Annotated in this window: 20 protein-coding genes; 13 read left to right on the top strand and 7 right to left on the bottom strand. The window is 49.4% G+C overall.

Annotated elements, in window-relative coordinates:
- Nucleotides 1-159: 159 nt before the first annotated feature.
- Both NST99_RS19650 and NST99_RS19645 read right to left on the bottom strand, forming a co-directional pair.
- A complete protein-coding gene (locus tag NST99_RS19650; protein WP_341093924.1) occupies nt 160-1,290 on the bottom strand; it encodes a YARHG domain-containing protein in 1,131 nt (376 codons plus the stop codon).
- A gap of 151 nt (nt 1,291-1,441) precedes the next feature.
- Nucleotides 1,442-2,308, bottom strand: a complete 867-nt coding sequence (locus NST99_RS19645; RefSeq protein ID WP_341093923.1) for an AraC family transcriptional regulator — start codon at nt 2,306-2,308, stop codon at nt 1,442-1,444.
- A 213-nt stretch (nt 2,309-2,521) separates the two neighbouring features.
- Here NST99_RS19645 and NST99_RS19640 point away from each other — a divergent pair, with 213 nt between their 5' ends.
- On the top strand, nt 2,522-4,600 hold the full coding sequence (locus tag NST99_RS19640) for a beta-galactosidase (protein WP_341097703.1): 2,079 nt from the start codon (nt 2,522-2,524) through the stop codon (nt 4,598-4,600).
- Between the two features lie 139 nt (nt 4,601-4,739).
- On the opposite strand, the gene NST99_RS19635 is transcribed toward NST99_RS19640, so the two are convergent.
- Nucleotides 4,740-5,285: an NUDIX hydrolase gene (locus tag NST99_RS19635; RefSeq protein WP_341093922.1), complete on the bottom strand. Its 546-nt coding sequence runs from the start codon at nt 5,283-5,285 to the stop codon at nt 4,740-4,742.
- Nucleotides 5,286-5,518: 233 nt separating this feature from the next.
- On the opposite strand from NST99_RS19635, the gene NST99_RS19630 reads away from it, so the two are divergent.
- The 5 genes from NST99_RS19630 to NST99_RS19610 all read left to right on the top strand — a co-directional run bounded on the left by NST99_RS19630 (nt 5,519) and on the right by NST99_RS19610 (nt 10,532).
- Complete coding sequence (locus NST99_RS19630; protein WP_341093921.1) at nt 5,519-6,670, top strand: stalk domain-containing protein; 1,152 nt, start codon at nt 5,519-5,521, stop codon at nt 6,668-6,670.
- Nucleotides 6,671-6,812: 142 nt separating this feature from the next.
- Entirely contained in the window at nt 6,813-7,283 is a 471-nt protein-coding gene (locus NST99_RS19625; protein WP_341093920.1) for a hypothetical protein, read from the top strand.
- Nucleotides 7,284-7,346: 63 nt separating this feature from the next.
- Nucleotides 7,347-8,021 (top strand): response regulator transcription factor, encoded by a 675-nt coding sequence (locus NST99_RS19620; protein ID WP_341093919.1) that lies wholly within the window; start codon nt 7,347-7,349, stop codon nt 8,019-8,021.
- On the top strand, nt 8,018-9,385 hold the full coding sequence (locus NST99_RS19615; RefSeq protein WP_341093918.1) for a sensor histidine kinase: 1,368 nt from the start codon (nt 8,018-8,020) through the stop codon (nt 9,383-9,385). Before NST99_RS19620 ends, NST99_RS19615 begins: the two co-directional genes overlap by 4 nt.
- Before the next feature lie 220 nt (nt 9,386-9,605).
- Nucleotides 9,606-10,532 (top strand): phosphotransferase enzyme family protein, encoded by a 927-nt coding sequence (locus tag NST99_RS19610; RefSeq protein WP_341093917.1) that lies wholly within the window; start codon nt 9,606-9,608, stop codon nt 10,530-10,532.
- Between the two features lie 126 nt (nt 10,533-10,658).
- Here the strand turns inward: NST99_RS19610 and kduD are convergent, their stop codons facing one another.
- The 3 genes from kduD to kduI form a co-directional block, all read right to left on the bottom strand.
- Nucleotides 10,659-11,414, bottom strand: a complete 756-nt coding sequence (gene kduD, locus NST99_RS19605) for a 2-dehydro-3-deoxy-D-gluconate 5-dehydrogenase KduD (RefSeq protein WP_341093916.1) — start codon at nt 11,412-11,414, stop codon at nt 10,659-10,661.
- Between the two features lie 70 nt (nt 11,415-11,484).
- Nucleotides 11,485-12,240 carry a DeoR/GlpR family DNA-binding transcription regulator gene (locus NST99_RS19600; RefSeq protein ID WP_076110042.1) on the bottom strand — a complete coding sequence of 252 codons (756 nt, stop codon included), beginning with the start codon at nt 12,238-12,240 and terminating at the stop codon, nt 11,485-11,487.
- A 34-nt stretch (nt 12,241-12,274) separates the two neighbouring features.
- Complete coding sequence (gene kduI, locus NST99_RS19595) at nt 12,275-13,108, bottom strand: 5-dehydro-4-deoxy-D-glucuronate isomerase (RefSeq protein ID WP_038593270.1); 834 nt, start codon at nt 13,106-13,108, stop codon at nt 12,275-12,277.
- A 258-nt stretch (nt 13,109-13,366) separates the two neighbouring features.
- On the opposite strand from kduI, the gene NST99_RS19590 reads away from it, so the two are divergent.
- The 5 genes from NST99_RS19590 to NST99_RS19570 all read left to right on the top strand — a co-directional run bounded on the left by NST99_RS19590 (nt 13,367) and on the right by NST99_RS19570 (nt 17,391).
- Nucleotides 13,367-15,046 (top strand): hypothetical protein, encoded by a 1,680-nt coding sequence (locus NST99_RS19590; RefSeq protein WP_341093915.1) that lies wholly within the window; start codon nt 13,367-13,369, stop codon nt 15,044-15,046.
- 145 nt (nt 15,047-15,191) lie between these two features.
- Nucleotides 15,192-15,554, top strand: a complete 363-nt coding sequence (locus tag NST99_RS19585) for a hypothetical protein (RefSeq protein ID WP_341093914.1) — start codon at nt 15,192-15,194, stop codon at nt 15,552-15,554.
- A gap of 77 nt (nt 15,555-15,631) precedes the next feature.
- Nucleotides 15,632-16,111, top strand: a complete 480-nt coding sequence (locus NST99_RS19580) for an SRPBCC family protein (protein WP_341093913.1) — start codon at nt 15,632-15,634, stop codon at nt 16,109-16,111.
- A 98-nt stretch (nt 16,112-16,209) separates the two neighbouring features.
- The gene (locus NST99_RS19575; RefSeq protein ID WP_341093912.1) at nt 16,210-16,410 is read left to right on the top strand and encodes a hypothetical protein; all 201 of its coding nucleotides are present in this window, start codon (nt 16,210-16,212) and stop codon (nt 16,408-16,410) included.
- A gap of 729 nt (nt 16,411-17,139) precedes the next feature.
- A complete protein-coding gene (locus NST99_RS19570) occupies nt 17,140-17,391 on the top strand; it encodes a YolD-like family protein (RefSeq protein WP_341093911.1) in 252 nt (83 codons plus the stop codon).
- 230 nt (nt 17,392-17,621) lie between these two features.
- Here the strand turns inward: NST99_RS19570 and NST99_RS19565 are convergent, their stop codons facing one another.
- Complete coding sequence (locus NST99_RS19565) at nt 17,622-17,834, bottom strand: hypothetical protein (protein WP_076109421.1); 213 nt, start codon at nt 17,832-17,834, stop codon at nt 17,622-17,624.
- A 195-nt stretch (nt 17,835-18,029) separates the two neighbouring features.
- Here NST99_RS19565 and NST99_RS19560 point away from each other — a divergent pair, with 195 nt between their 5' ends.
- Nucleotides 18,030-20,330: a hypothetical protein gene (locus tag NST99_RS19560; RefSeq protein WP_341093910.1), complete on the top strand. Its 2,301-nt coding sequence runs from the start codon at nt 18,030-18,032 to the stop codon at nt 20,328-20,330.
- Nucleotides 20,331-20,368: 38 nt separating this feature from the next.
- Nucleotides 20,369-23,455 carry a glycosyl hydrolase gene (locus NST99_RS19555; protein WP_341093909.1) on the top strand — a complete coding sequence of 1,029 codons (3,087 nt, stop codon included), beginning with the start codon at nt 20,369-20,371 and terminating at the stop codon, nt 23,453-23,455.
- Nucleotides 23,456-23,577 lie beyond the last annotated feature (122 nt).

Genomic DNA, 23,577 nt, shown 5'->3' with positions numbered 1-23,577 from the left:
AACGTGGCAGGTTATGGAGGAGGAGTTGCTACTTTGGCAGAGCTTACGCTCTTTTATTGACCCCATATATACAAACAGCGGCAGTTCATGGACGGTAAAGAAACGTCCTGGACTGCCGCTGTTTTATTGAGAGTTAGTTCTTCGTTAGTTTAAGCTGCTTCAATCATATAATATCAGCCCTTCGAAATAATCCGTGAAATCATACTTATCCCCTACCTGAAACCAACCAGTTAATCCTGTGGAGAGCTCAAACTTAATATAACCCCGGTTGTCTTCTCCTAAGAAACTCACTTGATCACCAGGGTTGATTTGAAGAAATTCTTCATCTGAGTTTCTTAGTTTTTGCAATTTTAGTTCTTTTTTGGCGGTTAACACAGTAGGGGGAGACATAGAGTAGAAATCTTGTTCTTCTTCACGAAGCTGATGCTCTGCATCTAACCGGAATACGAGTTCACGATACCATGTCTGCAGCTCCTTCGCTCGGTCAATCCCTTTAACAGTGCCAAGCCCGTCAATCATAGAAGAATGTGCGGCGAAATCGGGAACGGTACCAACGGATCTGATTTTGTGACCGTCATAGTAATAAAAATAAGTCTCTCTAAAAAAATCATACTGACTATCAAATTGAAAAGCGATTTCAAAGTAAGGATCATTCATATTAAGATCGACAATTTCAAAATAAGGAAACATGTCTTCACCGTCAAATTGAAGAGATGCTCCATTTACTTTAAGCGTCCATGTTGTATCGCCTTTCGCAGCAGGGATCTTTAGCTCAACATTATCACTAATTCCATCTCCATTAAGATCAATAACCATATGTTGCTGTTTAAAGGTATTGGAACCCTCGTAATTTTTGACACGATAATCATCCGTATGTGTTGCGATTAACTGATAAGCTGCGTACTTTGCTTCATAGGTATGTAATAATTCGATATTTTTCTTTTCTATGTCCGTGAAAGTTTCCCTATAGTTTTGGTTCTTTCTGTACCATTTCTTTGAAGAAAAGTAGTCAGTCAAATCCTTACGTTTGAATATATATCCATGCCGGGCATAAATCTCATTACGCGCCAATTCCATGATATGACTATCCATATTACTAACGTTGTCGGCACTCAGCAATACCTTGTTACTGTCCTTTATGATGTATTCCCTGACCGGATTTGCCGGGCTTACACCCTTATTGCCATTTACTTCCTTTGATAAGTTCGATGGTTCCTTTGCGGAACAGCTTGACAAGAGAATCAGAACCCCAAAAATGAGACCCATTCTTCTGAGATTGTGGTAAAACAAATTGCATCCCCCTTAGTTGACTTCGACATCCTAAAATTTGGATCTAGAAAATATACCATAAAAAAGGGGGCAGCTCCAACGAGTTTTTTTATATTATCTTACCTGTTATTTTAAAAATAGCCCTAGAGCCTAGTATCTGGAGCAAAAGCACTTATTGCTTCTGCCGGTTCGCTGCTTGACTCTGGCTTCGCTGCAGCCGTTCCCTCATTACACCCGGCGTGCAGCCGTAAGTCTTGCGGAATACCCGGATGAAATAGTTTGTTTCCATCCCGAGATTCAAAGCGATATCCTGCACAGGGATGCCGGGACTTTCAGTCATCATTTGAAGCCCCCGCTCCAGCCTCAGGTTCTGGAGGTATTTATGCGGGGTTACGCCATACTCCTGCAAGAACAGTCGCTGGAAATGCTGCACGGAATAGCCGACGGCGGCAGCCAGATTAGCGACCAGTAACGGTTCGGTGAAATGCTCATTGATTAGTCTCACCGCTTTTTGCAGTGCCTCGTTGCGGACATGCTCATTTTCCAGGCGGCTGGCTGTACCGGCAGAAGGATCGCCCCGGCGCATCATAAGGATCAGCCGGTAGAGGCTGACGGACAGTTCCTGCGTGGCCTGTTCCTCCTGGCGGCTGACATTCCCTCCATTTACGGTCTGCCAGATTCCGCCGATGGCTTCCCAGCATTCCTCGAAGCGCGCAAGATGATAGGCGGAGGGCGGCAATAAGCCGAGGCTGTGAAGCATTGGCCCTGTCTGGCTGCCGTAGATGCCGGTAAAAGCTACATGCCACGGCTCATGAGACAACGGGTAATATTCATGTCCGCGGTCAGGCGGGAAAACGAAAGCCATTCCGGGTGCCAGCACCGTTTCTGTTCCGTCCGTGAGATCACGGAATATTCCCTTTCCACTGCGGATCAGGAAGAGCTGATGGACAGGGAATCCAGCCGGGCGGACATGATGGTACTGAATGTGCCTGCCGACAGAATAAGGGTACAGGGGAAAGTCCTCCAGGTTACGCGGCATTTCAACCAAAGAAAAGGGCAGCAAAGCTGTTCACCTCATATTCATTTTGTGCTATCTAATCGCGAGTATAATCCTACTGTGAATCTGCGGTTATCCTATATTATAAATAGTATAAACGTTTGTCCGTGAAAAAGACAGAGACACAGAATGACTTGAATCAGAGAAAAGTCTCATTCTGACACGGATCAAAAATGAGAGGATGAATATACAATGATGAGCAAAAAACTCCCTGCGGTCAGCAGCAAGGCTCCCGTGATGCTTCATGGGGCCGACTATAATCCCGAGCAATGGCTGAGATATCCTGAAGTTCTCCGCGAGGACATCCGCCTGATGAAGCTGGCGGGCTGCAATGCAATGTCTGTCGGGATTTTTTCCTGGGTATCGCTGGAGCCTGAAGAGGGCGTATTTACATTCGATTGGCTGGATCATGTGCTGAACACTTTTGCTGATAATGGTATATATGCTTTCCTGGCTACTCCAAGCGGAGCACGGCCAGCCTGGATGTCCGAGAACTACCCTGAGGTGCTGCGCGTGGAACGAAACCGTGTGCGAAATCTGCATGGATTCAGGCATAACCATTGCTACACTTCCCCGGTCTACCGGGACAAAACGGCAACGCTGAATGCCAAGCTGGCTGAACGGTATGCTCATCATCCGGCGGTCATCGGCTGGCATATTTCGAATGAGTTCGGCGGCGAGTGCCATTGTGATTTGTGCCAGACCGCCTTTCGGGAATGGCTGAAGGCCAAATATAAGGGCAGCCTCGACGAACTGAATCATGCCTGGTGGGCCGCTTTTTGGAGCCATACCTACACTTCGTGGGAGCAGATTGATTCACCGGCACCGCATGGGGAGACACAGGTCCATGGCCTGAACCTGGACTGGCGGCGGTTTGTCAGTGAGCGGACGATTGATTTCTGCCGGCATGAAATTGCAGCCGTACGAGATTTTAACCCGGATCTGCCCGTGACCACCAACATGCATATGATCGACGGTATTGATTACCGTGAGCTGGCCAAAATTCTGGATGTCGTCTCCTGGGATGCATACCCGGAATGGCATTACACCGAGGACGATGATGATGTCCGGCTGGCGGCTTGGACAGCTCTGAACCATGATATGTTCCGCAGCTTCAAGCATAAGCCGTTCCTGCTGATGGAGAGTACGCCTTCGCTCACGAACTGGCAGTCAGTCAGCAAGCTGAAACGGCCGGGCATGCATAAGCTGTCTTCCCTGCAGGCGGTCGCTCATGGCTCTGATTCTGTGCAGTACTTCCAGTGGCGCAAGAGCCGCGGCTCCAGCGAGAAGTTCCACGGTGCTGTGGTCGATCACAGCGGCCATGCAGAAACCCGTGTATTCAGGGATGTCGCCGAGGTTGGCAAAACTCTGGCGGGATTAACCGAAGTAGTGGGCACCGTCACACCGGCGGAGACGGCGATCCTGTTCGATTGGGATAACCGCTGGGCAATCAAGGATGCCCAAGGGATCCGTAATTCCGGACTGAAATATGAAGAGACCGTGCTGCAGCATTACCGTGCCCTCTGGGAGATGGGCATTCCAGTTGACGTGATTGGTTCAGGAGATGACCTCACACGCTACAAGCTGGTCATCGCTCCGATGCTGTACCTGATCAGTGAAGAGAACGGTCAAAGAATCGAGAAATATGTGGAGCAGGGAGGAACCTTCCTGGCAACCTACTGGTCTGGAGTAGTAGGCGAAACAGATTTGTGTCACCTCGGCGGGTTCCCGGGACCGCTGCGCAGAACGCTCGGCATTTGGGCTGAAGAGACGGAAGGCTTGCACAGCCGGGATGTGAACGGTCTTGTATTGCAGGCAGGCAACGCCTTGAAGCTCTCGGGCGATTACGATGCGCATGAAATTGCCGAGCTGATCCATCTGGAGGGGGCGGAGGCACTAGGCCATTACCGCAGCGATTTCTACGCCGGGCAGCCGGCATTGACACTCAACAAGCTCGGAGCAGGCAGAGCGTACCATTTGGCTACCCGCGTCAAAGACGCGGCGTTTTACGTAGAGCTGTATGCTGCAATTACCGCTAAGGCGGGAATTGGCCGCGTGCTGGAAAGCGAACTGCCAGCAGGTGTAACGGCGCAGCTTCGTACAGACGGTGAACATGACTATATTTTCCTGCAGAACTTTAGCGGTACTGAAGCGTCAGTGACACTGGATGGTCTGGTTTATACAGACCTGGAATCAGGCGAGCCAGCCCCGGGAGTTGTTGCACTTCCTGTGAACGGGCTAGTCATGCTGAAACGGAAAGTAGCACAGAAATAGATAGAATTACAAAAGGCAGGACCCGGTCATCAGGGTCCTGCCTTTTCATTGTGGAAACGGAAGCAGCCTGCGGGTGCAGGGTAGAATCTTGCTATGCCATAAGGGAATGGTAAAATAGGTAATGATTGAAGAAGGCTAATCAGCCAAAGGCTGCCTCAATGCCCTCAATGATGCGCCGATAATAATTGATCTCATGCGGCACAAAGTGGCTCCTGTCCACAGTCTGGCTGATTGGAATCCGCGTACCGCTGCTTTCCACACTAAATCCTTGGATTTGCAGTGTAGCGCTGTCTCCCAGCCACAAACTTCGAAAGCCGGTGAAATCGGCTGTTACAATTCCCGCAACCTCTTCCTGTTGCAGCTTAAAGTCACTTAAAGGGGTGGTGTTTGTGTACAAAAAGACATGCGCCCGCTCTCTGTCGAGAAAACCCTCCTTGTCCATGCTGTAAGGGATGATCCCAAGGGGGATCAGCTGCTCAAAAGCAACGCAGATTCCAAGCTCCTCCTGCACCTCACGGACGCCATCCTCCGGAACCTCATCAGATAATAAATGTCCGGCGGCCGTGATATCCAGCAGACCGGCATAATCTTTTTTGAGTTCGCTGCGCAGCTGAAGATAAATATGGAGCATGTCCTGTTCCTTGCTGACGAACCAGCAGTGGAAGGTTTCGTGCCAGAGTCCCAAACGGTGCCTTCATCACGGGGTGCGGTCCCGGTAATATTGCCATTGTCATCAAAAGTGGTCAGTAGCTCGTCATTCATGCGAAGGCTCCTTTATTAATGTTAACATCTGGTGATGCCGATCCTGCTTCGTCGGCTAAATATATCATAGCATTTGCCGCACAGGCAACGGCTTGTCCACATAGAATCCCGATATGAACGAGTAAGAATATCCCATCATCCCAAGGAGGAATTTTTATGAGCAACTCGTTACATTCAAGGCTAGGCAAATTGTTTCTGGTAGCTTCAATAGTTTTTTTTGGTTGTTTTTTTGGAAATAAACAGGAGACTGTGCATGCAGACTCGCCCATAACCTCGACGGCAATTTATGAAGCTTATCTTGATGTAGATATGGTTACTGAGGCCTTGAAGAACGGATTAGGTGTGAAAGTTAACGATTTTTTATCGTCGGGAACCACACCGCTGGATCAAAAAGCGGCAGTAATAAATGCGCTGTATTCAGTTCAAGGATGGGAGGATAGAGATCTGACAGAGGAGTATTCACTATCTGTTTATGGAAAGAAAGCAGATTCGCTGGATAAAGCGAAGCTGACACCGCAGGAGATTTTTGTCCTTGGCTATATGAAGGTTCTGGATCATTATCTTGATCCTGATTTGTATTGGATCACTGAGGCCAAGAAGGCGTCGCCGGACAGTATGACGGTAGCCCTGATCCATGCGCTTGCCGTGTCCCAAGAGAGCTTAATGTGCAGCTGGAATAATACGGAGGCGGTCCTTGCCGATAAAAGTCTGAAACAGGATATTCGACCAGAAGCTATCGACATTATCGTTAAGTATATGGAACTGTATAAGGGTGAACGATGTCAAAACGGTGGCCAGCAGCAGGCAGCAATCAATTCCTTGGTGGATGATATTAAGAGAGACGCTATCGTTCTGTCTATCGGCCAGGGTAACGTGCTTGCCAAAGGAAAGCAGACAATGATAGATGATACGAATTCAAAGATCACCCCTTATCTGCGGAAAGGGACAACAATGGTTCCACTGCGTTTTATATCAGATCAGTTCGGTGCCGCAGTACAGTTTGATTCCAAGAAGCATGAGGTCACGATTCAATACAGAAATCATAAGATCATAATCAATGAAGCGGATTCCACCATTTCAGTCAATGATCGTTCCCCAGCAAAAAACACAATGATCGTGACAAAAAACGGACGGACGTTTGTCCCCCTGAGAGTGATAATGGATGTGTTTAGCAAGAAAACGTATTATCATCGGGGATTGATTATCATCTCGGATAAGCTTGTGCTGAATCCCCTTAATGCAATGGACAATGAAGCGGCAGAGAAAATCAAAGTTGAACTGGCAGCTATCGGCAGTAAAATAAAATAGTGAACAGCCGGACTTGTGGAGTGTATGATAATTATTCGCTCTCGGTTTTATTAAATGAGAAAAGGGGAATGTAATGAGTTTAGTGACGATGAATCGGGAATCCTTTTATAGCTTAGGTGATGAAAAACTTGGGAGTGCGTGTATGGAGCCGACTTTTATGCAGATACGCGGTAAATCGCCGGCGGTTAAGGCAGAGGTGATCTCGCAGCTGACAAGGGGACAACAGGCACTCTGCATGTTCCGGGTGATGTATGGTCACAGTTATAAATCGGCGGCCGAGTATTATGCCTGGATCTCTTACATGCTGAGTATACCGGGGTATTGGGACCGGATGATGGAGGGGGTGCGGTTTTTTGACGAGCCGGGAATGGGAGCGCTGCTGGAGGAAACCAGGGGGCAGCTTGAAGCGAGAAACAGCAGGTTAAAGGTCAACTGGGGAGATGCAACGCTTATGGATCTGGAGCGGGATGACGAACTGATGCAAATGATAAAATCCCTGTTTGACCGATTTGAGCAGGTTGCCCCGATGACCCACTCCATTATTGCGAAATATATTCGTTCCCGTCCCGAGGAGTTTGTGTTATTGCATTTAACAGACGGTTCCTTTAGTTGAACGTTTATTTTGGGTTGATTCAAAGTATAATGCTAGGATCTACAACAGGAAAAGAGGGAACGAATGCCTACTATACTGGTTGCTGACGACGATGCGAACATTCGCGAACTTGTTTGCTTGTTTCTGCGCAACGACGGATTTGAGACAGTTGAAGCTGTGGACGGCAAAGAAGCACTGAACGTCTACGCCGCAACGCATGTTGATCTTGTCGTGCTCGATATAATGATGCCAATTATGGATGGATGGACGTTATGCAAGGAGCTCAGAAGAGCCAATCCTGATCTTCCATTACTTATGCTGACTGCGAGAGGTGAAACCTGGGAGAAAGTGAAAGGGTTCGAACTTGGGACGGACGATTATTTGACGAAACCATTCGATCCGTTAGAGTTGACCGCTCGTGTCAGGGCATTGCTGAAACGATACCGGATTGGCTCTACGCAACCGATCCAGTTCGGCAACGTCATCCTTGACCGGCAAACCTATAAGGTGATGAGAGGGACGGAGTCGCTCACGTTGCCGCTCAAGGAATTCGAGCTGTTGTATAAGCTTGCTGGAACACCGGGGCAAGTGTATACCCGTGAGCAGCTGATTGATCAAATTTGGGGGATCGATTACGCTGGAGATGACCGAACGGTCGACGTACATATTAAACGGCTGCGCGAACGGTTCGCGACTACACCACAGTTTCGCATCGAGACGGTGCGCGGGCTTGGCTACCGGCTTGAGGTTTACGAATGATCAGATCCTTATATACACGTATCGTCCTGACATTTCTAGTCTCCGTCATCGGGGGCACAGTCCTTGCCCTGTATGTGGCCGTTTGGGTATATAAAGATAAATTGAACGAAAACATGCTAATGCCTTTACTTCACTTTGGCCAGGATGTCGCCCGGCTTTACGAAACCCTTCCATTGACTGAAGCGGACGAGTTCGTAAGTGGAATGTATCAGCTCAAATCTTTTTATGTTCGAATTTACGAAGAAACGGGTAAATTCAAGTCTTTTGGATCGCTTAACGGAGACAAACCTGTCACTGTGAGTATGGAACAACTGAAAAAAGTAATAGATGGAGAGATAGTTCAAGTAAATCCCAGTGGTTATGCTACTGTTCTCTTAGGGCTGCCTTTGACAACTGAAACGGGTACGAAAGCGATGTTTTTAGAATCAATCGGCCCCCCTTCTGCCGCTTTCACCCGAAAGTGGATTTTGAATTTTATAACTTATTCGTTGATTGCAGGTAGCCTATTGATTCTGGTTGCAGCCATGTTCTTAGTCAGACCGATCAAAAAGCTGACCATAGCGACTAGGCGTATCGCTGATGGAGATTTCAGTGTGAAGCTGAATATTAAGCAAAAGGATGAGCTAGGTACTCTGGCTCGCAGCTTTGAAGAAATGACGCACGACCTGCAGCAGCTGGAGCAGCTGCGCAGGGAATTCGTATCGAACGTGTCGCACGAAATCCAATCACCGCTCACCTCGATATCCGGTTATGCTATAGCGCTCAAACAAGAAAACATCGGGGTTCATGAGCGAATACGTTATCTCGATATTATCATCAATGAAGCGGATCGGATGTCCAAGATGAGCGCTAGCCTGCTTAAGCTGAGTTTGCTTGAATCGCAGTCACAGCAATTGACTCTGTCAACACTCAGTCTTGATGAACAGATCAGGCGGGTCATTGTCGCGATTCAGCCGCAATGGTCGGCTCGCAACATCACCTTCGAGCTCGATTTGAAGGCAGTTATGCTAACGGGAGATCATGACCAGCTAAATCAGGTATGGACCAACATTCTCGGCAATAGCATTAAATTTTCCAAAGATGGCGGCATTATTACCGTCAGCATTACACAGGATAACACTAACGTGACAGTTACAATATCCGATACTGGCATTGGTATTTCCCCCGAGGACCAGAAACGTATATTTGAGCGGTTTTTTAAGGCAGATCGTTCCCACAGCCGTAAGTATGAGGGCAGCGGTATGGGGCTTGCCATCGTTAAACAGATCGTATCGCTTCATCAAGGTGACATCCGGTTAGAAAGCGAACCTGGCAGGGGAACAACATTCATTGTCACCTTACCAATCGTAACGCCGGCAGTGTGATAAGATTCATACTGCATCAATCTCCACGCTCCGGTAACCTGTGCAAACTCACTTGCCTGTGATACCGGGGTGTTTTTTCGTACGTGCTTAGATTGACGATTCAGCTTGAAATTAACGCACAATTATTTATAAAGAAACTTTACCTGCCATAGAGGGAGTCTGCTTGTTATAATCTTGTTGAATGATGAAGCAGCATTTAGAAAGTTGAGGTAAACAACGTATGGAAGAAAGAATTTTGCGATTTCTAAATAATACATATCCTATTAATTTTTATGATGTTAAAGCCGTAACAAATGAAATGTACCGTTGCCAATCTCAAAAAGGTGTTTTTTTTGTTCGGATAACGAATTATAAGTCCTATCAAGAACAATTAGATGAAGTGAATTGGACGAATTATCTTTTTAACCAAGGCATAGGGGTTCCCCAGGTTATAGGCACTATTAATAATTCATTCATTGGGAAAATAATGTTAGAGGAAGAGAAGCGGGTCGTTGTATTTCAGGCTGCATCAGGAATCCATCTGCCACGTTCAAAATGGAACAAAAAAGTATTTAGAGATCTTGGACAACAAATAGGCAGAATGCATCGAGTCAGTAAAGGATATATGAATTCTGAGACTACTGCACATATCAATCATTGGCATGAGTGTAAAGAATACGATTTTCTCAAGTACATTCCTACAGAAGAGAAGACCATACGGGAAATTGCATACGATGTTGTAAACAAAATTAAGGAACTACCGCAGGAGTATTCAAATTATGGCTTAATACACGGAGACCTATGGCTGGAAAATATCCTTGTAGACAGTGACTCCAACCTTACGATGATTGATTTTCAAGATTGTGAAAAACATTATTATGTATACGATTTAGCCGTTCCTATCTATTCTGCACTGGAGTTCTCCTTCTCAGGGGGAGAGAACCTTAGAGATTATGAAAGATCCATTACCAGGGCGTTAGTAGATGGATATAAAGAGGAGAATGAGCTCTCTTCCGAGATGCTTACGAAACTACCGCTGTTCATGAAATTAAAAGAATTGTTCGAATATAATTTAATGCATATGTATTGGAATGCTAAAGAGCTAAGCGAGGAGCAGGTCCGAATCTTGAATTTATATAGAAGTCGGATGGAGTACAGCCATTCTTGAACTATGGTGAATAAGGGGCAGAATGAAGTTGTCGGAGAACGATTGTCAAAAACACAGCAGCAATCTGGGACTTTACTTTCTCATCCCTGACTGCTGCTGTTTCTATTATTGAGTTCAGTAAAATACTTATCTGGCCAGCCATCCGCCGTCTACATTCAGGATATGACCGTTCAGGTAGTCGGAAGCAGCGGAAGCCAGGAATACGGCAGGTCCCTTAACATCTTCTGCAGTTCCCCAGCGTCCGGCAGGAATGCGGTCCAGAATCGAGTCAGAACGGCTTTGATCCGCGCGGATCGGAGCGGTATTCTCTGTGGCCATATAACCTGGAGCAATCGCGTTAATGTTCAGACCGGAACCGGCCCATTCGTTGGCGAAGGCTTTGGTCAAACCGGCAACAGCATGTTTGCTTGCAGTATAGCCCGGAACATTGATCCCGCCCTGGTAGGAAAGCATGGAGCAGATGTTGATAATTTTACCGGACCCTCTTTCCAGGAAGTGGCGGCCGGCAATTTGCGACAGCAGGAATACAGTATTCTGGTTCAGGTTGATGACATCGAACCAGTCTTTTTCGCTATGGTCTTTGGCCGGAGTACGACGGATCATGCCTGCACAGTTGACCAGAATGTCAACGTGGCCGGTCAATTCTAGCGCTTTGTCGAACATGCCCTGCAGGGTAGTGTGGTCACTCAGGTCAGCTTCGATGCTGAGAGCTTTCACGCCGAAAGCTTTGGCGGCTTCAACGGTTTCCGCACTTGTGTTCAGGGAGGCAGAAACAACGTCTGCGCCAGCTTCCGCAAAAGCAAGGGCAATACCTTGTCCAAGACCTTGGGCAGCGCCCGTTACGATGGCTGTTTTACCAGCCAGACTGAATAATGATGACATATTAATATTCTCTCCTTTGAGTGGGGATTGTGGAATTTGTACTTAAGTTTTTTAAATAAAGTGCAATTTATTATCCGCATTCAATATTGACGCCCGCACTGCGGAACTGTTCCACCGTTTCGGGTGCAAGGCCGCTGTCCGTAAGCAGCACATCCACTTCCTGCAGTGAAGCGAAGGTGCGCAAAGCGGTATGCCCGAATTTATGATGATCGCAGGCGGCGAATACTTTGCGGGCCGTGGAGACCAGGGCCTGTTTGAAATCAATTAAATCACCGGTGTAAATAGACAGCCCATGCTCGATATGCACGGCTGTAGCCGACAGAAATGCTTTTTCTATATTTAGCTTTTGCACGTATGAGACAGCTTCGGGACCTGCGAGCATGTTGCGGACGCGGTAGCCTCCGGGAACGACCAGACGTATGTTGTCTTTGGGAACCAGTTCGCTGATGATGTACACATCATTGGTGACGACCGTCAGAGGCATATTGTCCAGCCGCCGGGCAATTTCAAGCGTGGTGCTCCCGCCGTCCAGCGCAATGATGTCATCCTCTTCGATATGGGCAAGCGCGCGCAGCGCAATCTCCGTTTTCTCGTCGGAATATTTATCCAGCGGGTTCTTGGAAGGCAGAATGCCGAACTGATCACTTTGGGCCAATACAGCACCGCCGTGTACACGCACGATCAATCCCTGTTCCTCCAGCTTGCTTAAGTCCTCGCGGATTGTTTTTCCCGTCACCTGGAGCTTGTCGCTCAATTCGTTTACCGTTACGTCCTTCTGGTTCAGCATAACTTCCATAATCATCTCGTGTCTCCGTATCGGGTTCATCCGCCTGCCTCATCTTTCCGTAGTTGATTTCTTTCTATTGTAATTCTTTCATACCTACGGGGTCCATATCATCATAACGTTTGTTGTCCCCGGCCATGCTCCAGATGAAGGTATAGTTATGTGTGCCTACACCGCTGTGGATTGACCAGCTTGGGGAAATGACGGCCTGTTCATTGTGCATCACGATATGGCGGGTTTCGGTAGGTTCGCCCATCAGGTGGAACACGATAGAGTCATCTGGAAGATCGAAATAGAAGTAGGCTTCCATCCGGCGCGGATGAGTATGCGAAGGCATTGTATTCCACATGCTGCCCGGTTTGAGCTGCGTCATACCCATGACGAGTTGTGCGCTTTGTACGCCATTGGTATGAATGAAGCGGTGAATCGTACGCTCGTTGGAGTTCTCCAAACCACCCATTGCTCCGGATTCGGATTCGGCGAGTGTAGTTTTGGTTGTAGGATAGGACTGGTGAGCCGGAGCGGAGTTCAGGTAGAATTTCGCCGGTTTGGCGCTGTCTGCGCTTTTGAACACCACATCTTTGGAACCTTGGCCGACATACAGGCATTCTTTGAAATCTATTTCATATTCTGTTCCGTCTACAACAACTGAACCTTTGCCGCCGACATTGATGATACCCAGTTCACGGCGTTCCAGGAAGTAAGTGACTCCCAGTTCCTTCAGATCCGTGGTAAGCACAACATCTTCGGTTACGGGATTGGCACCGCCGACGATCATGCGGTCTTCATGGGTAAGCACGAGCTTCAGTTCATTCGGAGCAAAAATAACGGGAATGTGGAACTCTTTGCGCAGGCGCTCAGTATCAAACTGCTTAACTTCGTTGGGATGTGAGGCGAAACGTCTTTCCATTGGATATTCAATCTCCTTCAAAAACGTATTTTCGTTCGTATAGGTACAATTTAATCCATTTACGTTCATTTGGCAAGTGATAATCTTTTTTAGTGCGTTTAATTTAGTTTGTTTGTCGTTTTAGAGATTGCCATATGAACCGAAAGCGTGCACAATAGACTGAAATACAAGGTTCAGGGAGAGTGAAGGGGATGTTGTTGAAGTCGTGATTCCTGAGAGTGGGCAAGGATCGATAAAAAGAAACTTAAAATATGGAGGGTGAAGCCGGTAATGGTGGATTTCAATCATACTCAGAGTCCTTATAAAATTCGACAGGATGAAATTATATATAATGTAGCGCTGGAAGCGGAGAGCCGTCCGCTGCTGGAGAGCGGTCTTTGGTTCCACGATGATGTGCGTAATAATTTTTATTATGCCTCTTACCTGTTCGCAGCTGCCGCAGACCCGTCTCGCGAGCTGCCCTTTGACCGTGTAGCAGCGAAGCAGAAAGCAGAAGCCGTGCTGCTGGAAACCGTTCTGCTGCAGAACAGACAGCCCGGGACTGCGCTATACGGACACTGGCCGCTTGGCCTGAACCCGGTGCCGCGGGAGGCCTTGCCGCATGAGCTTCCGGTGGAAATTATGGGCAGCCTGATGGCTTGGTTCTGCAAGCGGTATTCCAGCGAGTTCAGTGCAGGACTCCGAATTGCTTTTCATACGGCCATCGGCCATATCTACCGTAGCGGATTTTACCGCAAACCGGTGGTGACCTTCGGGCATCATGAAGCTAAATATACTGCAGCGAAGCTGATCTTCGGCAAGCTGTTTGATGATGAGGAGTTATGCGAAGACGGACTGCTCAGCCTGCAGAATACACTGGCCTATATCCGCGGGAATGGCATGCCGGAGTATGGCAGCCTGCCGTGGTTCTGGCATTGGGTGCAGGCATTTACCTGTGCCTGGGAGCTGGAAGAGGACCCTAAAATCAAAGACATTCTGGCAGAAATGCTGGATTATCTGTGGAAGGAACGGGGGCACTTCTACCTGCAGGGCGCCTGGGTAGGCGCACATTCCCGGGGGTGGCCGCATGATGTTCCGGCGGACGGCAATGTGCTGCATGATTATGTGCAGTTTGGAGACTTCAAATTGCCTGCGGAGATGCCGCGAACCGAATATGCCGGATTATTATTCTATGAAGCGCCGGAGCAGGTACGGTCCGCTGCTTTGGACCGGAGCGTACCTGTCGAAGTCAAGAAGCTGACCCGGAAGGTTGTGCCAAGTGACCCGGATCCTCAGCCGCTGCTGCATTCATACGCTTATATCACGGAGGATTATGCGGCTGGAGGTATGTGGGGGCGGGTAGAGGAATTTGACAACGAACAGCTGCGCTGGGCCTTCTCACTGCCAATTGGCGTACAGGGAGGGAGCAACCGGCTGTATTTCTTCCATCCCGGTCAAGGCTATCGGGAAGGCGATCCCCGCCACCAGAGTCCGCATACGGAGGTGCTGTTTCACAAGAGTACGGTCCTTTCCTTGTATCCCGTTCCGGAAGGAGAGAAAGACTCCATCGTAGGGGTTTTGCCCAAAGGGGAGTGGATCAAGTCGCAGGAGGCGCTGTTCGGGAAGGCAGGCAAAGTCTACTTTGCTGTTTACTTGTCCCAGCGCTTCGAGTTGAAAGAACGGCAGGACTACCTGGAGGTTACGGCTACAGGAATGCCGGGAGGAGTTGTCGTGGAGGCTGTTCCGGTGAAAGAGGCAGCAGAGCTGGGATTTGGCGACTTGCCTGCTTTTGCAACAGTAATGACGAATAAAGCGCCGGAGTTCAGCACCGGAGATGACCTGTCGGTCCAATATCAGACTTTAAGCGGCGATCAGGTACAGCTGACCCTTGGGGTGGGTGCGGGCCCTCAAGCCAGTCTGGGCGGCAGCCGGATTTCACTGGAAGACTATGTTGTTTAATAAGTTTCTATCCTAAATACGGGTTAAATGAACGGGCAACCTTGCGGTTGTCCGTTTGCGTGTACGCTGCACCATAAACTGAAGGAGAGGTTTGCAATTTACATAAAGAACCAAATGGTTTAAGGTTTTCACAGGAGGGGATGAAATGGAGAAGACTTATGATGTAAACCCAGGAAGAACTACTCACAGATCCACTAAGAAAAAGACGGGTATGGTGCTCGGATTGATAATCATTCTGATCCTACTGGCAGTCTCAAATCCGACTAGAGCTGATTTTGTGGATTATGCAATGAATCGGCCAGATGAGATATTTAAAGTCGGGGAGTCAGGAGCAATTATGAACCAGATCGCAAAATCATTGCTGGATTCACTGACTTTAAGAGAAAATTTTATCTTGTTCTCCGTCTACAGCGTTCCTGATGTAAAAGACAATACTCATTTTATAGGTGATATTCAAGAAAAAAAGAAATATCTGGGTTTTTTCAAAATTATATTTATTGAACTTTAGGCATCACTTCTTCTTGCGGATCACTTTACAGTTTAAAGGATAAGCATATTATTGATCACAGGAAAGGGGGACTATCAATGATTGCTGAGATTATAGCGGTTAAGAAAGGCTTCACAGCCACCTTTGAATTCCATTACAAGCATTCTGTGGATCGCGTTTGGGCGATGTTGACTCAAAATGAACTGCTGAAGGAATGGTTCTCCGAGCTGAGGGTAAAGGATTTACGGACTGGCGGGATCATCGAATTTGATATGCAGGACGGTACCTTTTTGGAATTAGAGATTACTGATTTTGAGCGGAACTCCGTATTGGAATTTATATGGGGAGAGGACAAGGTTCGTTTTGAGCTGCTTACGGAGCGGGAAGGCTGCCGCCTGCAATTAATCGAAACCATAGGCAAAATTACGGACCATACAGCCAAAGACCTCTCCGGGTGGCATGTCTGTCTGGAGGTGATCTCAGCGCTGCTGGACGGTAAGCCATTCGATAACCGGAAAATAGTATGGGAGAACAGATATGAGGTGTATAGTGCGCTTGTGGACAAGTTCCGGAATTGAGTCCAACACGTTTTCGCATTCGCCAGAGGAGCCGTTCTTCATACTTTCGAGGTATGGAATCTCTTTTGCAGAACTATTGAGCAGGAGGGGTTTTTGGCATGTTATCCATTCGTGAACTATGTTTACTGATCATGCCGTTTCTAATTTTAGGGGCAAGCTTCATTATTCCTGGGTATTTCATCAACCGTATGAAAAAGGGTCGGCTTAGAAATATTCTTGGTGCGATATTTATTTTATTTTGGTTCTTAGCATTTGTAGCCCCACAAATATATTTTAATGTTTTGAGAGGAGGTCGCTGATTAATCAGCGGCTTTTTTCTTTGGAGCAAGCAGCATGCAGAATCAGAGCGAATTAAAGATCCGTAAATGATTTTGATTTCATCGAGCAGTTTCTGGATTACATGCTAAAAGAATAGTTGCTTCAGTGAGTTAATCGGTTTATTATCTGGATATGGAAAAATAAGGGGTGAATCAATGAAATTACTAGACGGACTCTAGCTTCCCTTAAGGAGGTTAGAGTTGATTTGAGTAGAAGCATTAAGAAAACACCCGTAAGTAAAGACCAGGCAAGTCGTTGGATAAAACGACAGGCAAGTAAGGCCGTACGAAGATACTCTCAAGACATTCCATTCGGAAAATTTTATCGAAAAATTTATTGTTCCTGGGATATTAGTGATTGGCGATTTTACACACCTTATAAGCAAGCTGTTAACGAGTGGGAAACCACTCATAGGACTTGGCGCAGACAGGTGAGTTTTCAAGAAATGACATTAAGTTGGGCTAAGAGCTATAAAAGAAAATAACAAAAGGAGTTGTTGGCAGGGAAGCGCCAGCGACTCCTTTTATTTGAGCGCGAACTGGAGCTGATGAGTTGCACCGATCAGCTTCCCAGGTCGATTCTGAGATTCGTGACATGAGTGGAACTACTCTCTACAGCAGAAGGAGTAAATCACGATTACCTTGTTCAGACCTGCAGGAAATGTTAAGCTACGTAGAGTGGAAACAGTTTTAATTTAACGGAGGAATAGTGTGGCAAAAGCAAAGGTGGCCAAACGGCCGACAAGAGATGAATTTGTGCTGGAGGAAATCGGCAATCAACTGACGGAAGCGATGCAGGAGGCCTCTGAAGTGCTATTGACGGTTTGGGGCAAGGAAGATCAGGTCCGGGGGCAGATTGTCGGCATGGACCCGCGCACGGGTAAGGTGCATCTCAGCTGTAAGGAAGAGCTGGTCAAGGTGCCTTTTATGGATATAATGGCAATGGATTATCCAAGAGATTAAAGCATGCGAAGATAGATTTCCAGAACTGGCACTCCGGCTACAGCCGGAAGAGCAGGAAAGCCGTGCTTAAGCCGTCTTGGCAACAGAGAACAGAGCATTCGGGGAGAGTCCCGGTGCTCTTTTTTTTTCGGATATAAAGGATCAGCCTACAAAAAAAGGGCATCCCAAAGGATGCCCGATAAACTATTTCACAGGATACCTGCTACTGCACTAACTTCAGCATAATCCGGTTACAGCACACTGCGCAAAAGCCGAATGGCGATGGCATTTAAACGCAATGCTTCTCTGATAGCTACCCTCGCTGCCAAAAGTTCCCGTCTGGCCCGGCTTGGATTAGGCACTCTGCGTAAATTCTCATTAATTTCTTCCAGCTGTTCGCGCAGAATGGCTCTTTGCGCACGCAGTGCAGCAATGGCCCTGCGAATTCTTGCACGTTCTGTCATAGTTAACACCTCTTTCCGGTTGGATAGTATAAGAGATGCAATGACTACCATTTCTGTTTGTGTGAATGGGTAGTTTTATAACTTTTTGATGAAAATATCTTCCTTGCCCAGCGGCACAATTCGTTGTTCGCAGGGATGCCCATAACTGAAGCCCGGGTGTAAGCTTGAAGAGATGTAGAGGAGGTATTAAGCATTATGGATAATATCGAAAATACCGCGCATGTCTGGACTCCGGCTACACTGGGTGGAGGCGGGTATATCACGGGGCTTATTCAGCACCCGGGCATAAGCGGGATTGTGTACGCCCGCTGCGATGTCGCGGGTGTCTTCCGCAGCTCCGATGGCGGGGAGACCTGGGAAACGCTGAATGGCGGGCTGACGAAGGCGTATCACCATCAGGTGCAGAGCTTTGCGATCAGTCCGCATCACCCGGAGGTGCTGTTTCGCTGCTCCGGGGAGGTCAGGAGCCGGAAGTTCTACGGATCGGTCCATAAATCCGCCGATGGCGGGCATAGCTGGCGGGAAGTCTGCACGGGTATGGGATTCTACGGCAATGGTCCTACCAGGATGTACGGTGAGGTGATCGCGGCAGACCCTCACCACCCGGACATAATGGCCGCCGGAGGGTATACCGGCGGCTTCTGGATCAGCCGGGATGAAGGCGAGACCTGGAGACGCACGGGGCTTCCAGAGGAACGGTTTGGCTGCGTTGCGTTTCACCCCTCTGTTCCCGGTGTCTTGTATGCCGGAACAATAAGCGATGACGATTTGAACATGGATTATGTAGAAGTCGGCGAAGGCGGTGTATTGGGTCTGCTTCAGGATCAGCCCCGTGGCAGGTCAGGCAAGCTGTATGTCAGCTCTGATCTGGGAGAATCCTGGGAGCTGCTGCAGGAAGGGCCCAGCTTTGCCGAGCTGTCATTCGACAGCCTTGATAACCAGCATCTGCTGGCGGCTACGATCTGGGGTGGAATCCGGAGCAGCACCGATGGCGGCAGGACTTGGTCTTCCACGGAAGAAGGTCTGCTGCCCGGCAGACAGAGATACGGGACCGTTGTGCAGGACTGCCATCGGACGGAAAGATGGTACACGGCCCCGGATCTGCGGCCGCATATGAAGGAGTGTCCGCCGATTCCACTGTATGTTTCCTGTGACGGGGGTGGACATTGGCAACTGCTCCATCCTTATTCCGATGAAGACCTCAGCGGCTTTCCAGCGTATATGGATCATTTCAGCGGAGGATCCCGGGCGGCGGCAACAGGCTGGGCGATCTCCAAAATCATCGTAGACCGCTTCAGCAAGGACCGCCTCTATCTATGCAACTGGTATGGAGTTGCAATCAGCGAGGATGGGGGGAAGAGCTGGCGGGCGAATCATTTCCGGGGGCTGGAAACGACCTGCATGGAAGCGGTGATCGCTGACACGGTGCAGCCGGGGAAGTTCTGCGTCACGATGGCAGACCATCCGCCCAAGATCACGGAGGATGGCGGGCAGACCTTCCGCAATTTACCGGGTCTGGATGGCTACTCAGGCAGTACTGCTGCCGTCATGTCCGGAACAGACGACAAGCATTATCTGTACGGGCTTGTCGGACATGGGCGAACGGCCTGCATTGCACGGAGCCGTGACGGAGGCGGCAGTGCGGCAGCCGTACTTTCCCTTGGTCCGGGTCTGTTCGTCCAGGCACTGCGTGAAGATAGGGGCAAGCCAGGGACATTCTATGCTTTTGTGGACGGTGAGATGGCCTCCGGAGCTGGAATCTACCGCTCCAGAGATGGGGGAGAATCCTGGGAACGGACGGCATTCCGTCCTCCGGTGCATATAACAACTTTGCCGCATCAGAAGAAGTGGATTGAAGCTGAGCTGCTGCCGGTAGTTGTCTATCAGGTCAAAAATGCCTGTGGAGCCAATCAACTGCTGGACACGGATTACCATCAGGCAGGACATCTTATGCTCGGGGAATGGACGGAGGGGATCTGGAGCTCGAAGGATAGCGGGGACACTTGGCAATCCATCGGTGCGGGACTTCCTTTTCAGTACAGCAGCCCGTCCTCTGTATTAAATGCAGTGGCGTTTTCGCCCACTCATGCAGGCACCCTATATGCGGGATTTATCTCGGAAGGGTTATGGCGCAGCGAGGATAACGGGCAAAGCTGGAGCAAGCTGTTCCCGGCCGGGGAGGGAGAACGGTTCAATGTGTCGGCGCTTGCTGTGGGGAAGGGGAACTCCGGCAAGGACCTGCTGATTCTGGCCTGTGAGCCGATGGTTCGTACCGGAACGGAGGCCCGGGTCGTCTGCAGCCGGGATGGAGGTTTGTCCTGGGAGGAGTGGGAGAATCTATCTCTTGGCGCCCCCCGCTGGAAGGGGATTGCTGTCGATTGTGCAGGCGGACAGGTGCTCGCCGTCTCCTGCGGCAACGGAGCTTTTCGTACATCGGCAGTTGCGGACAGGGATAAACAGCAGCAGGGGGGACCTTTTCAAATTAGTCGTTGCTAAAACAAACTTTTCGTTGCAAATGATTCTTGTTCAGTTAAATGGTAACGCTTACATTGAAGGGGCCGGACGATGTCAATATCGAATATAAACCGGCTTTTTCAAATGGAGGCCTGAACAAAGTGGTTGCACAAACGGGCAAAAAATGGTTCCATGGTTGGCTGGCCGTCGCTCTGTTTATTGCATCGATCGCTGTGTTTCCTGCTCCATCGCGTGCGGCAGGAGAGAATCTGCTCGGTAATCCGGGTTTTGAGTCAGGTGATGTCGGCTGGGAGAAGTGGGGTAGCCCTGTAGTGACTGCCAGTGAAAAGCATGGAGGGGATAAAAGTCTTCAGGTGAAACGGAATACCGGGGGAGCCTCGGCGTCTGTGGCGGTGCAGCAAGGCAAAACCTATCGTGTCGGTTTATGGGTCAAATTCGCCGGAGCAGGAGTGACTCATGCTGTAATTGATATGGATTCATTCGGCACGCAGCAGGGCAAACAAAGTCTTCAGTTCTCGGGTTCGACGAGTTGGGAATACCGTCAGCTGCTGTATACCCCCGCTCCCGGGGATCAGCATGTCCGTCTATCGTTCTGGAACAGCACCAGCAAGGATTACTATATTGACGATGCAGTCATTCGTGAAAATGTGGATATCGAACGGCCGACAACGCCCGGTGTCTGGCAGGCCGAGCATGAGCCGGAAGCGTTAAAGCTGACTTGGGCGGGATCAACGGATGATATGGGCGTAGCATCCTACCAGCTGTCGTACAAAAAAACAGACGCGCCGGACTGGAGCACAGTGACCATACCCCATCAGGAGACAGTCACAATGCACACTTATACGCTAAGTCAGCTGGATCCATTTTCAGTGTACGCTATTATGCTGTGCTCCAAGGATGCGTCAGGCAACATTTCAGATGCGGTGATGGGACTGGAAGCAACTCCGGGGACGAACCTTGTCTCTAATAGCGGTTTCGAGAGCGGAAGTACAGAACCTTGGGAAACCACGGGGACCGTGCAGACAGTAACTTATGACACGTACTCGGGAGGGTATGCGCTAAAGCTCCTGAACCCATCAGGAATTAAGACCTCTGAGATGGCCGCCGAAGGTGATGCTTCTTATCTGGTTTCGTACTGGAGCAGATCTTCAGCTGCCACGTCTGTCCCGCCTGCTACAGTAAGTCTTGCCGTCTATCAGGACAACGACATAATTACGCACCCGCTGCCAGCGGAGGCGTCTTTAGGCTGGAAACGGCTGGAGCAGCAGGTACTCACCGGCGCAGCAGCCCAGTCCATGCATCTTGCAGTGAGTAACACTACGGGTGCGGAGCTGTTCCTTGATCAGGTTGTTGTCGGCAAACTTCCGCAGCTTCCGCTGGAGCTTGCACCCGGGGCACCCGAGGGATTCTCAGTGACGGGTAAGGATGGTGTATCCGCCGATCTGGAATGGGAAGCTTCTACAGGTCCTTTTGGCGTAAAGTCTTACCAGATTTCGTATAAAAAAGAAGCCGATACCGAGTGGCAACATGTAACGGTGCCGTATGTTCCCGGTCAAGCACTATATGCGTACAAACTGGAGGGCTTGTCCCCGGAAGGTTTGTATGACATCGAGGTGAAGGCGGTCAGCGAAGGCGCTGCGGTGTCAGCTGCGAGTGCGCTCCAGGTGACCACAGAGAAGATGTATCCGGTGAATCCGAATGCTTCAGAAGAGGCGGTGGAGCTGCTGGACCGACTGTATGCCACGGTGGGCAATGCCGTTTATACAGGGCAGCATAATTATTACGAACAACCCAGCCTGTGGTATGACACGGCAGCAGAGCTGACCGGGTATTACCCGGCATTGTGGGGCTCGGATTTCGCCTATTACACCGGCGGGGACTTCGGGGCATTACGCCAGGCGATGATCGACGAGGCCATTGTGAAAAGCGAAGAGGGAGCCATGGTGACGCTGACCTATCATGAGCCTAGGCCGATGGATGCGCCGACGGCTGGCTGGGAAAGTGTCACGGGCGATGTTACGGTTGCCCAGATGACGGATATCGTAACTCCCGGTACAGCCTTGTATGACCAGTGGGCGGCACAAATGGACGAAGTAGCCTGTTATCTGCAGCAGCTAAGGGATGAAGGAATCCCGGTGCTGTGGCGGCCTTATCACGAGATGAACGCTGAATTCTTCTGGTGGGGGGCGCGTCCCGAGCTGTTCCGGCAGCTGTGGCACAATATGTACGACCGCTTCACCAACCTGCATGGGCTGGACAATTTAATCTGGGTGTGGAGCCCGAATGCGGAAAGCTCCTGGGCCTATGATTCAGCCCCTTATTATCCTGGACATGATGAGGTGGATGTGCTGGCGATGGATATTTACAACAACGATTACCGTGATACGTATTACAACAAGCTGGTGCAGCTGAGCGGCGGCAGACCCATTGCGATCGGAGAGAACGGGGAGCTGCCGGATATGGAGATGCTGCAGGAGAAACAGCCGAGGTACGTATATTTCATGACCTGGTCCGGATATTTGACCGATAAAAATTCACTCAGCGGCATTCAATCTCTTTACAGCCATCCCCGCGCATTAAACAACGGTGAAACCGGAAACGGTCCGTTTGTCCCTCCGCCGGTGGACAGCTATATGATCGATGATTTTGAGGAGTATGGCGGTTCGAACAGCAGTCTGCGTGCGAAATGGCAGCGCAACATCTCAGGCAACGCAGCGACGGTAACACTCGACACCTACCATACGAACAGCGGCACCTACGGCCTGAAGCTGGATTACACGATCGGGAATCCCGGCTACGCGGGGGTCTACCGCAGCATGGGCAAGGAATGGCCGGGGATGGAAGCGATATCCTTCTGGCTGCAGCCGGATGGCTCGAACCGCCAGCTGGCTGTCCAGTTCCATGAGACGAACGGTGAAGTGTGGGAAGCCGGCTTCAAGATCCAAGGTACTGCACCAGTGCTGGTCACTCTTCCATTTACCGGTTTTGCCAAACCGGGGTGGGCCACCAGCGGCAACGGTGTGATTGATCTGGGCTCTATCAAGGAATTTGCTTTCTATGTGGCCCAAGGCAGCGGAACCCAAGGCAGTGGTACGTTGTACATTGACAACGTGAAGGCCATCAAGCTGCCGGAGGAAGAGGAATAGATAATTGGGCCGCATTCAAGCTGCTGATTGTCATCATTGCCAGACCACATTTTTCGTTGACCACGGTACTGGTACGTCCTTCCTGTGCGACATAAGATTAAGGTGTAAAGCAAAGACACAGG

Origin of the sequence: Paenibacillus sp. FSL L8-0470 (assembly GCF_038008625.1) — a bacterium.
Classification (GTDB): Bacteria; Bacillota; Bacilli; order Paenibacillales; family Paenibacillaceae; genus Paenibacillus_AQ.
This window is presented reverse-complemented; position numbering and strand designations above follow the sequence as displayed.